Raw genomic sequence first — 12,030 nt, 5'->3', positions numbered from 1 at the left:
TCCCTCCCGGCTATTTCTTCACCGAAGCATACCATTCATTGACTTCCTTGCTGCTGGCTTCTCCGCCGGCGGCGTTGTATTTCTCGATGAACGCCGCCACGGCGTCGGTAGATTCCTCGCCCACAATCACTTTGACGGCAAAATCATTGATCATTTGATTCAGCGACGCGTTGTTCTTCGAATATTCCGGTAAGGACGGCGCCAGCGCCAGCGGATCGGAGATCCGGTATTCTGCCGGAATTTCGCTGTTCAGGAAGGTGAAGCCTGCGAACAAACGCGGGTCTTTCTGGACACGGGCCTGCCAGTAGACGGGATACAGCTTTTCATCAATCCCGGTCAAATAGTTGCTCGCAAGCCCGCGCTCATCCGTGAACAGGGGCAGAATCGGGCTGTATACACCGTCTTTGTAGGTGAAGTGCTTGCCTTCTTCGCCAATGGCGATCAGCTTGAAGGTGTCTTTATCCAGCTTGGCGTTGATCCACTTTATCGCGTCTTCCGGGTGCTTCGAGGATTTCGGAATAAACGTCAGCCGGTCGAAGCCGCCGCTCATCCCCAGGCCTGCCTGCCCGTTCTTGCCCTTCAGGGCGGGAACATATGCATATTTGGCATCCGGGAAGTTCTTGGTCAAGGCATCGGCAATGCCCGGGATGTCATACCACGGAAGCGGAATCACACCGACCCGGCCACTGGTGAATTTCTCCTTCAGCGTTGCGTCCTTGTTCACGGCAAATTCCTTATCCAGCAATCCCTGTTTATACAAGTCAGCCGCATAGCTGAGATATTCCTTGAACCCCGGCTGCAGCGGCGCCGCGACCAGCTTGCCGTCCACCTCGCTCCAGCCCGTGGCAATGCCGAAAGCTCCGGTTACATTAGCCATCGTAGCCTGTGCGCCGTCAATGGAGAGCGGAGCGCCTTTATCGCCGTTGCCGCCGGGGTCTTTTTCTTTAAAGGCTTTCAGGACTGCGGTTAATTCATCAAGTGTTGCGGGCATCTTCAGGCCGAGCTTATCGAGCCAATCCGTGCGGATCATCAGACTGCTGCCAACGAACTCGGAGGTCCGGTTCGGAATGGCGTAAATTTTGCCGTCCACCTTCATGGCCTCGAAGGATTCCGGAGAGATGGAAGCTTTGATATTCTCTCCATACTTATCAATCAGCGGCGTCAGATCGACGAGCGCGCCCATTTTGGCATAGTCGGTATAGGCGGCCTTTTCCCCTGTGATGGTAATGACATCGTATGGCTCGGCGGAGGAAATCAGCAGATTCAGCTTATCCATCGCCTTGTCGGCAGGCAGCATTTCATATTTAACCTTATAGCCCGTTTGTTCCTCCACCACCTTAGCCAGCTTATACGTGTTATAATCATCCTTTGACCATATATTAAGCGTTTTCAGCTCCGGTTTGGAGCCGCCCTCTGTTTGCGCACCGGCTGATTGCTCCGCTGTACCTCCTGCCGCCCCTTCCTTGTTCGTATTGCCGGATGAACCGCAGCCGGCGATCGATGCCGCAAGCCCCGCACACAGCACAAGTGACAACCATTTTCTATTTATCATTATCATATGAATTAAACCTCCCCATAAGTTCTAAAATCCGCAGGTCAACCCTTCACCGAACCAATCAGCACCCCTTTGATAAAATACTTCTGCATAAACGGATATACGAGCAGGATCGGCACCGTGGATGCGACGACTGTGGCTGCGCGGATGCCTTCAGGCGACATATTCATAAGATCATCTATACTTTTATTCGTGAGATTCGCGTTGTTTGCGTCCATCACCACATCCTGCAGGTAGAGCTGCAGCGTCTTAAGCGCGGTGTCATTAATGTAAATCATCGGGCCGAAATAATCGTTCCAGTAGCCCACGGCATAGAACAGTGCAATAGTAGCGATCACGGGCATACTGAGCGGAAGAATGATCCGGAACAAAATGGTATAAGTCTTCGCTCCGTCGATCCGTGCCGATTCCTCCAGCGCTTCGGGCAGGCTTTCATAATAGCTTTTGATCACCAGCATGTTGAACACGCTGATCATTCCCGGCAGAATCAGCACCCAGAGATTGTCTACGAGGTGCAGCTGGCGCATCAGCAGATAATTGGGAATCAATCCGCCGCTGAACAGCATCGTAAAGATGAACAGCACCATACAGAAGGAAATGCCGGGAAGATTGCGTTTGGACAGCGGATAGGCTGTAAGCGCCGTCATAAGAATAGAAATTATGGTCCCAACGGCGGTAACACCGACAGATATACAGAAGGCCCTGATGAACACGGATGAGGAAATGACTTGCATCAGGGTATCGAGCTGGAACCCTACGGGCAGAATGCCCACTTTGCCGGAGGTGATCGCCCACTCTTCGCTGACGGCTTTGGAGAAAACACTCGCCAAGGGCAGCAGCATGATCAGTCCCAGGGCAATCAGAAACGCATATACCCCGATATCCAGCAAAAGATCGCCTTTAGTCCGTTTTGTCATAGTTGTGCTGCTCCTTTCTTCCTCACCAGATCCCGCGCTTCAGCAGCTTGCGGCTGATATAGTTGCCGGAGACAATGAGAATAAAACCTACGACCGAGTTGAATAATCCGACTGCCGTGCTGAAGCTGTAGTCCATTTTGCCAAGGCCGATCCGGTATACAAAGGTTCCGATGACATCAGCCGTCTCGTAGACTACCGGATTATACATTGTTAGAATCTGTTCGGTCCCGGCATCCAGAACGGAGCCCAGGCGAAGAATGAACATCAGCACCACAGTAGGCAGAATTCCCGGGAGCGAGATATGCAGCATCCGGCGGATCCGGCCTGCCCCGTCAATGGAAGCGGCTTCATATTGCTCCTGGTCAATCCCGGCGATAGCGGCAATGAAGACAATGGCATTCCAGCCCACCTCCTTCCACCCGGCAGTGAAGACCACCAGACTGCGGAAATACTGGTTGCTGACAAAAAAACTGACCGGCTCACCGCCAAACCACTGGATGATGTTGTTGACGAGCCCCCCTGAGGTGGAGAGAATCGTCACGAACAATCCGGAAATAATAACCCAGGACAGAAAATGCGGAAGATAGATAATCGTCTGGATCGTTCGTTTAAAAAACATCAGCCGCACCTCGTTCAGTACCAGTGCGATGACTATCGGAACGGGAAACAGCAACACGATTTTATACACGCTGATCAGCAGCGTATTCATGAATACCTGTCCGAACTCTTCGGACTGGACCAGCTTGTGAAACTGCTCCAGCCCCACCCATTCACTGCCTCTGATGCCGTCAAAAATATTAAAGTCCTGAAAGGCGATCAGTACGCCATACAAAGGCGTATATTTGAACAGCAGCAAAAACAAAAGACCGGGTATCAGCAGCACATAATAGTCCCTGTTCCTCCAAGCGATTCTCCACTTGCCTGCGGACCTGCTTCTGGCTGCGGCTGCTCTGCTCTTCCGGTTCAACTCCGTAGCACCTGCGCCCAAGATCACTCACCCCCCATATGCTTGTGAGTTGATTATACCGGGGAACGGGAAACGGCTTGTAGAGGGTAATCTGATTATTTCTGGTCTCTGGCGACTGTAAATCCGAAAGCGCTTAGCGGGCAGGAAAGTTGAAAATGGAACTTAAATTTAAACGTAGAATAACGTAGAATATTTAATGTAAATTCGGATAGCTAAAAATTTGATAACAGACAGGAGTCAGATACGATGATCAAAGGTTTCGGAGGAATATTTTGGAGAACCAGGAATCTTGAAGCTATAAAAAAATGGTACAGTGATGTGTTGCAGGTTGAAATAGAAGATTGGAATGGGACTGTGATAAAACCCCAAGCAGGAAATGAGACGATCTTTTCGTTCTTTAGCGAGAACGACAGTTATTTTCCGACAGAACAACAAGTGATGTTAAATTTCCAAGTCTATAATCTAGACGAGACGATTAAACATCTTGAACAAATTGGTGTACCTCTTGCAAAGAAAAAAGAGAGCAGTGAATTTGGACAGTTTATTTGGATTGAAGATCCTGAAGGCCGGCTGATCGAACTTTGGGAAAAATAATGAGCTTACGGCTGCGTCATCCTTCACCGGACAACGCTGCGTTGTGGATTCCAGTTTAGCGTTTCCTTGAGAGCCCCTTATCAATCCTTCGGCAATTCCAAGTGGAAAAAGGATAACTAATTTCCCCATATCCCCTATTCTTCGCAGGTGAAGTGGAAAAAGGGTCACTAATTCAGCTCATTTCGCTCCTGAAGAGGGAATGACGCCCAATTAAGTTTCCTTTTTCCACTTAAATCTCACAATTGTTGATTTTGGGGAGAAATTAAGTTCCCTTTTTCCAACTATACCTGAGCCCACCGTGCCAATTCCCGCCTCCAGGAAAATTATTGAATGATTGGCATCGGTGCAACAAATACTTTATTTTCTTAAAACAGCCTTTACAGCAACCCTTACAACTGTGCCCTTGCCCGGTTCCGTTTCGATGGACAGGCCATAGCGGTTTCCGGCAAAATAACGGATTCTTTCCTGCACATTATATAATCCGAACGAGCCTTCCATTCCATCCGCCTGCTGTCCGGCGGCGGGTTCAAGCAGCAGGCGGTTCGCCTGCTTCGGGTCCATCCCGATGCCGTCATCCGCCACAGTCAGGACAACATCGCCGTTCTCCAGACGCACCGAGATTTCAATCGTTCCCTGCTTGGATTTCGTCTTGCGTATGCCATGCAGCAGCGCATTCTCTACCAGCGGCTGCAGCGTCAGCTTGGGGATGATATAAGATTCCAGGCCAGGCTCGGCCTGGATGGAGAACGTGAAGGTAGAAGGAAACCGGTTCTGCTGAATCTCCAGGAACACCCGCACCAGCTCCAGTTCATCCTCAATGCTGACATTATCACGGCCTTTGTTCAGACTTAGCCGGAAATACTGGGCCAGCGCCTCGATCATTTCGCTGGTATCCTCGGCATTATGGGAAATCGCTGACCAATTAATCATATCCAGGGCGTTGTAGAGAAAATGGGGATTGATCTGGGCCTGCAGCGTCCTCAGCTGGGCTTCACGCTCCTGTATCTTTGCCTGATAGGATTCCTCCACCAGGTTGTTCACCTTATGAATCAGATGATCAACACTGCGTTCCAGCAGGCGGAAATCCCCGTCCGGCATCGACCGGCGCTCCTCCAGCCACCCGATCCCCTCCTTGCGGATCATCCGCAGGATCATCTGCACCCGGCGCTGCACGCCCTGGATCATGAACATCAGCAGCACAAACACCAGCACAAGGAACATGACCGTGATCCCCGCCAGGGTTGCAATACTGGTGAACTGGCCAAGCGCCGTGGCGCGGTGCGAGATTTCCGCTTCCGATACCTGTGCAACCAGCTTCCAGCCTGTCGTGCCAACAGTCGTGTATACCACATTTACGTTGTCGCGGCCAATGGTTCTTTTAACAACTCCTTCTTCAGAATGGCTAATCGCGCTAAGCACGTCTTCGGGAAGCTGGTTCATCTTTTGCTCGGAGCCTGCTGCAGCATCGGATTCCACACCTTCAGGTCCAGTTGTTCCATAGATCAGCTTGCCGCGCCCGTCAAGCAGATACGGTGCATACTTCTCCGAGAATTGCAGCTCCGACACAATCTCCTGTACCAGCGTTTCAGATACATCCATCACCAAAACGCCGACAATCTCCTCATAGTCCCGGGGGTTGCGCAGCAGCCGGGCGGCAGAGAAAATCTTCTTTTCCCCATAATCGTTATAGATTTCCGGATATACTCCCGTCCAGACAATGCCCCCGCCAGCCTCCTTCACAGCTTCGTACCAAGGGTATTGGTCCATATCCGCCAGCGGATACAGGTTAATCCGGTCACCGCCGTACATCCGGGAAGCCTCAACAAAAAACCGCAGCCGGAAAATATCCTCATTCTCCTGGGCGGTTTCGGCAAGATTCCGCAGTTCCCTGATCTGGCCCAGCTGATCGGTAATCTTGTCCTTTTGCAGCAGATTGTCGTACAGGATCTGGTTCATGAAGACGGAGTTGCTGCTGTCGCGGATATGGTTCAGCTTATAGGTCAGGTTCATTCCCGCTTGCTTCAGGGTGAGCTGCATCGTGCGGGTCACTTCCTTCTCCAGAACCTCATTGGAGCGCTGATAAAAGGTGCCGAGCATAATCGACACAGGCAGCAGAATGAGCAATACATAGGCAAGCAGCCAATTTTTCGCAGAGAGAATCCCCTGACTGAGTCCAATCAGATAAGCCCAGGCTTTTTTCATAATTCACCCCCCCCGCTCTGCCCGGCTTGTTCCTGCAAGTGTTCAGGCAGCCTCATTTCAGCTGCTCCCTGTATGCGCTTGGTGTACATCCGGTTATTTTTTTGAACAGCTTGCTGAAGTGGCTGGGATCGGTATAACCCACCGCATAACAGACCTCATACAATTTATTCTGCGGATCTTTCAGCAGGTTTTTGGCCTGCTCTATCCGGACCTTGGTCAGATATTCAAATAAGGTTTCTCCGGTTTCCTGCTTGAACAGCAGTCTGACGTAGGTAGGGCTGAGATATACGCCTTCAGCGATGTCCGCTGCGCTTAAATTCTCGGAATATCTCTGCCCGATCAGCAAGCGTACCCGTTCAATAACCTCGCTGGCTTTTCCACTACGCTTCAAACGGGAGTAATCGCAAACCTCTTGCAGATATGCCGCAGTATACTGCAGCAAATCATGTATCGTTTCCTGGCGCATTACCTGCTTCCAGGCTTCCATCTCCTTCTGCTCCCACTCCTCTGACATCCCGTTCAGCTCAAGCATAACCTGCCCGGATTGCAGGATCAGATGCAGGCTGACATTCTGGGCATAACGGGAGCCCTGCCCGCGGTTCTGCTCCAGCCTTGCAAAAATCTGCTCCAGCTCGCTCAAGGTGCGCTCCCGGTCTCCAGACCTTAATGCCGTGAGCACCCGTTCACTCCACTCCGCTTCATAGCGGTACCGCAGATGCTCAGCAGATTCCAGCTTGTCCATCGAAAGGATGCGGTTTTTGCCCAGATACCATTTCTGGTCTGCCGCACCTCTCGCCTGCTTGTAGGACAACGGCAATTCCGGCAGGCTGCTGACGCCTTCGCCCACCCCGATGGTCACACTGAGCTTCAGCCATTGCCGCAGATTGTCACGGATGGATTCCGCCAGCAGGAGAAGCTCCTGCTCGGGAGACTGAACCTCCTCAGCCTCTTCCGCATCTCCGTCCTCCAGCTGCCGGGTCAGCAGAATTCCCACATACTCTCCGGGCTGCTTCTCAAAGGTAATGCCCCGCATCTGCTTGTCGATTAACTCCTGTATAATATTCAGCACCGTGTAGGAAAGCAGCTGCTTATCCTGCTCGCTGCGGGTATCCAGTACCTGCGGCACATCATCAATCATAATGACGATGATGATGTAATCGCTTGCAGATAACAACGTCAAATCCAGAAACTCCAGCTTCTCCCGGATATGCGCCGGATTGATGCGGTCACTGATTACAGACAGGAGAAACCGTTCACGCAGCAGTGGCAGACTCTGGGCCAGCTTGGCCTGCATCTCTTTCACACGGCTGCGTTCCCTTGCTTCCGCATCGAGCGCTCCCGTCACCTTGCCCATGACAGAGGCCAGCTCTTTGCGGCGGATGGGCTTCAGGAGGTAATCCACCGCATGGATCTGCAGCGCAGACCGCAAATATTCGGCATCGTTATGCCCGCTGATGAACACGATTTTAGTGAAAGGCAGCACCGCACGCACTTCCGCCGCCATCCGGATGCCGTCCATCGCCGGCATCTGCACATCGGTCAGTACGATATCCGGCTTCAGCGCCTTGATCATCTCAAGTCCCGCATCTCCGTCATCCGCCGTGCCAATCAGCTCGATCCCCTGCCCCGCCCAGTCCACATAGCTCCGCAATCCGTTCAGCACCGAAGGCTCATCGTCAACAATGACCAGTGTTTTCATTGGAATGTTCCTTTCTGTAACTGTTATATTGGCGCTACAAAAATTTCTACAAACTATGGCATTCTCCTTCTTCAAGTGTAAATTCTGATGTCAAAAAACGCCCGGTTTCCCAGGCGCTCTATCATTATCTCTATTTAGCTGTCAGATCATATGTGAAGCAGGCAGCAGCCTCCACCTGCTTAAAGCCCTCTGCGATATACAGCGCCTGGGCCCGCTCATTTTCAGCATTTACACATAATACGGTTTGCGTGTATGACTGCTCCTTGGCGAACTGCAGTGCCGCTCTGAGCAGAATTCTTCCAAGCCCCTTCCCTTGATATTCCGGCAGTACAGCCAAAGGGCCAATGTTCATGATGGGTGAACCTTCGTAGTCATCATCGGCTCCACGGACAATTCCGACCGCCCGGCTGTGATGGTAGAGGATTAATAAGCCGTTGGCAATGTAGTCTTTGCCGGAGATCATCTTAGTTACCATCTCCGGGGTGGCCGGCGTTTCACTTCCTTTTAGTTTGGCAAAGCCGGCATTTCTCACCTCACACCAGACAGACTCATCGGCACCAGGGCGAAAGGGCTTAATTTCGTACCCGGCGGGCAGGCTGAACTCAGGAATTTTCTCTTCATCTCTGACGAGTAAATAGGAATAGCGTTCCACAGTAAATCCGGCAGCCAGCATATTGTTTGTCTCTCTTGTATTAACCGTCGGCACAAATATATCCAGCCTATCCAGACCTGCCGTATGCGGTAGTATGGCTTGCAGCAGCTCCCGGTAAACCGCCTGATCAGCTGTATCCGCCTGGAAAATCCGAAACCGGCCTTTCCGCCCTCTGCGGTTATAATCATTCAAAATCAGCGAAGCTGCTGCAACCAGCGTTCCCTCTGCATTTATCGCAACATATGTGGGGTTCTCTTCAGACAGTTCAAACTCAGCAAGGTCCTCTTCATATAAAAAGGAGTCATCCACCTCCGCCCGGTATTTCCGGCAAAAATTCAAAAATTCGTCTCTTCTGTCCTGACTTAACGCTTCAATTTTCATTAGCTTGTCATCCTTCCAGCCTGTATCATTGCTTCTTCAAGTTAGCAGAAGTGAATTCAACCGGAAAGGGAAAAAACGATTATGGACCATTCTTGGATTTATCCACAATGTATTATTTCAATTTTATTGTCATTAAAAAAGTAATAAATATGATACAACAGCCTGCTATGAATGGCGCGAACATATTTATATCAAATAAAAATCCCGCTAAAGTTGGACCGGCGATATTCCCTACACTCATATATGCATTATTCATACCAGCTGCATAACCTTGTTCAGTTCCAGCCCGCTTCGATAAGAGTGTATTAAGCGCCGGGCGAAGCATTGCATTAGCAAAAAATATACCAGAAGTAATAAAAAAGATACTCCAGAACTCTTTTGCCAGCAGCAATACAGCATACCCCAACGAGATAATAAGAAGTGATCCTTTTATCACCTTCTGCTCACCAAAAATCTTAATAACCTTAGCAACAACTAACGCCTGCATACCCACTCCAATAACAGCACCTGCGGTAAGAATAATGGAAATATTTTGTGGTGTGAATTGGAAGCGGTTCGTTACATATAAACCAAAAACAGTTTCAAAGTTAGCTAGTCCAAAGGTCATTACCAGAACAAGTGCAAAGAGCATCACATACTTTGATCTCAACGATTTCGCATACTGTTCGAATATTGATTCCTTTGGGGCAACCTTTGCCCGCGCAGCATTCATTTGTTCTTTCGATATACTTTCAGGTAAACAAAATATTGAAAAAACTACTGCTATAACAGCCGCACCAGCCGCTGCATAGAGCGGCACTCTTGTTCCAAACCCTGCAAAAAGACCTCCAAGTCCGGGCCCCAATAAAAATCCGAATGACATAGCTGCGGCCAGAAGACTGTTTCCTTTGGCGCGTTCTTCAGTTGTTGTAATATCAGCCACACATGCCATCATTGTCGGAATAATTAAGGCTGCTGCCACTCCTTCCAGGAGCCTTGAGGTATATAACATCCATAGCGCATTTCCAATAGCAAAGATAAATTTTGCTGCAGCAAAGACGATGACACCCGTAATGATGAATGTTTTCCTCCCGTATCGGTCCGACAGTTGCCCGGTAATTGGAGACAGCAGGAATTGTGTAAGGCCATAGGCTGCCACTAAAAAACCAATGGACTGTCCGCCCGCTCCAAATTCGGTAATCAGTTTTGGCAGGATAGGTGTAATTAAACCAACGCCCAGCATTACAATGAATATATTGATCATTAGAATCGCGAGGATTCTTTTATTATTGGTTAATGTAAACATACGGAGCCTCCATCTTTTTGATTAAATAAATTTTTTTTGAGTTCGACAGATGTTCCTTTATTTGCACACACAAAAAACCTCCTTATCCGGAAGTTGCTGGATAGGAGGCAGACATACAGACGAAAAGATACACTGCTCCCGTCAAAGAAACAGCGATCTTAACGTTAATATTAAAAGCCCGCACTAATCCTATCCAGAAAATTCGTAAGATTACGATTTTTTCTTTTGTGGAATAGGATTAGTAGATCATTGGCTTGGAGTCACCCTTTCGATACTTATTGTTAATTACCATATCATAAGGATTTGTATAAGGTCAATAAACGGACTCCAAGGCGTTATTCGGATATTTTCACATTGGAGAATGCAGCCTCGCCGTGCTCGACGAACAATCCGAAGCTGCCGGGCTCGTAATTGTATGCCCGTGTCGCAAGCGCCGTGTTGTTCACATAGATGATTATGATATTTCCGCTGGCGACGATTTTTATGTCGGCCCCGGAGCTGCCGTCCAGTGGAAGATAGCGCTCCTCCACGAACAAATGATGGCCGTCAAATTTGTTGGAGCGGTCGAATATAAGTCTGTTGCGCTGAGGCTCCAGCCGGACCTGACACCATTTCTCCAGCCCGGCTCCGCTCGTATGCAGCATAATTCCGCAGGCTTGCGTATCGCTTGACCACTGGACCGAAGCTTCGATCAGACAGTCGCCAGCCATGCGGCCGAGCTCGGTCCACCCGAATCCGTAAGGCTCCTTCCCGGTAATCGCTGCTGTGTCCGAATCCCACACGCCCAGATGGGCGGCAGGGGCTTGCGGCAGCTCCTGCCTGAAGCTGTCCTGAATCGCGGGGATCAGCTGTACGCCAAGCGTTCCATCGGGATGCTGGACCAACTCATGCACCAGTGTGCTTCCGCCCCATTGATACGGACTCATGTCATCCATATTCGAACGAATGGCTTGCCAGCCTACAAGATACCGGTTAGTCCCATTGGAAACTGTCTTGGCCGCATAGAAGCCTCTGCCGTCGAACATATCATCATACGGGGGGATGAACCATGGGCCTTCCGGGCTTTTCGCCATACGGTAACGGGTTTCCCACCAGCGCGTATAATTGGAGAACACCATATACCACCAGCCGCCCATCTGAAAAATATCGTGGCATTCATGTGTGGCATAAGAACGCGGCGCATAGATCATCTCCCCGTGCTTCCACTGCTCCAGATCGGCGGACCTCATAATATGCGTACAGCCGCTGCGGTTCATAGGGCCGTCCTTCTCCGTTGTGGTGACGGCCATCCAATATTCACCCGCCTGATCATTCCAGAATACCTGCGGATCTCTCCAGTGCAGACCGCCGTAACGCTCCGTATAGGGCGGGACGAAAAAGGCGGGGTCCTTCCGCCATTGGATCAGATCATCGCTGATTGCGCGCATAAGCACTTGCTCATGCTTGCCTTCCGTATCCCGGTTGTTCTCATTGAAACCTGTATAGTAGAAGTGGAACACACCGTCCCGCTCTACAACGCTGCCCGTGCCGATATGCCAATCCTGCTCCTCCGGACTGCCGCAGACGACAGCAAGACGGGGTTCCCCGTAGCTGACAAAGTCCTTTGTCGCTACTTCATAGATACAGTATTTATGCAAATAGTACAGATGGTACACGCCTTCATGATAGAACGGCATGAAATCTCCGCACGTATCTATTCCCGGCATGTTCTTGCGCTCTTCCTCATGCATGTAGAATCGTTGTCTGCTGCCTTGTTTCATAGTGCTTCCCCTCTCCCG

The 12,030-nt window shown here is 50.3% G+C and carries 9 protein-coding genes; 1 reads left to right on the top strand and 8 read right to left on the bottom strand.

The features are described from left to right. Positions 1-10 precede the first annotated feature (10 nt). The 3 genes from PRIO_RS12850 to PRIO_RS12840 are packed head-to-tail and all read right to left on the bottom strand — an operon-like array spanning position 11 to position 3,460. The gene (locus PRIO_RS12850) at positions 11-1,558 is read right to left on the bottom strand and encodes an extracellular solute-binding protein (protein WP_052741445.1); all 1,548 of its coding nucleotides are present in this window, start codon (positions 1,556-1,558) and stop codon (positions 11-13) included. A gap of 38 nt (positions 1,559-1,596) precedes the next feature. Continuing rightward, positions 1,597-2,472: a carbohydrate ABC transporter permease gene (locus tag PRIO_RS12845; protein WP_020433808.1), complete on the bottom strand. Its 876-nt coding sequence runs from the start codon at positions 2,470-2,472 to the stop codon at positions 1,597-1,599. Positions 2,473-2,494: 22 nt separating this feature from the next. Next, positions 2,495-3,460 (bottom strand): ABC transporter permease, encoded by a 966-nt coding sequence (locus tag PRIO_RS12840; protein WP_020433807.1) that lies wholly within the window; start codon positions 3,458-3,460, stop codon positions 2,495-2,497. 225 nt (positions 3,461-3,685) lie between these two features. Here PRIO_RS12840 and PRIO_RS12835 point away from each other — a divergent pair, with 225 nt between their 5' ends. Then, positions 3,686-4,033 carry a VOC family protein gene (locus tag PRIO_RS12835; RefSeq protein ID WP_046502721.1) on the top strand — a complete coding sequence of 116 codons (348 nt, stop codon included), beginning with the start codon at positions 3,686-3,688 and terminating at the stop codon, positions 4,031-4,033. 357 nt (positions 4,034-4,390) lie between these two features. Here PRIO_RS12835 and PRIO_RS12830 read toward each other — a convergent pair whose 3' ends face one another. From PRIO_RS12830 to PRIO_RS12810, 5 genes are all read right to left on the bottom strand, one after another. After that, a complete protein-coding gene (locus tag PRIO_RS12830; RefSeq protein WP_020433804.1) occupies positions 4,391-6,235 on the bottom strand; it encodes a cache domain-containing sensor histidine kinase in 1,845 nt (614 codons plus the stop codon). A gap of 52 nt (positions 6,236-6,287) precedes the next feature. After that, complete coding sequence (locus PRIO_RS12825) at positions 6,288-7,934, bottom strand: response regulator transcription factor (protein ID WP_020433803.1); 1,647 nt, start codon at positions 7,932-7,934, stop codon at positions 6,288-6,290. A 130-nt stretch (positions 7,935-8,064) separates the two neighbouring features. Beyond that, positions 8,065-8,967 (bottom strand): GNAT family N-acetyltransferase, encoded by a 903-nt coding sequence (locus PRIO_RS33850; protein WP_020433802.1) that lies wholly within the window; start codon positions 8,965-8,967, stop codon positions 8,065-8,067. 112 nt (positions 8,968-9,079) lie between these two features. After that, complete coding sequence (locus PRIO_RS12815) at positions 9,080-10,252, bottom strand: MFS transporter (RefSeq protein WP_046502715.1); 1,173 nt, start codon at positions 10,250-10,252, stop codon at positions 9,080-9,082. Positions 10,253-10,587: 335 nt separating this feature from the next. Continuing rightward, positions 10,588-12,012: a glycoside hydrolase family protein gene (locus tag PRIO_RS12810; RefSeq protein ID WP_020433797.1), complete on the bottom strand. Its 1,425-nt coding sequence runs from the start codon at positions 12,010-12,012 to the stop codon at positions 10,588-10,590. Positions 12,013-12,030: the final 18 nt, after the last annotated feature.

The sequence above is a fragment of the Paenibacillus riograndensis SBR5 genome, from assembly GCF_000981585.1.
In the GTDB taxonomy this organism is placed as follows: domain Bacteria; phylum Bacillota; class Bacilli; order Paenibacillales; family Paenibacillaceae; genus Paenibacillus_AQ; species Paenibacillus_AQ riograndensis.
Note: the sequence above shows the minus strand (reverse complement) of the source record. Positions and strands in the feature narration are given on the sequence as shown.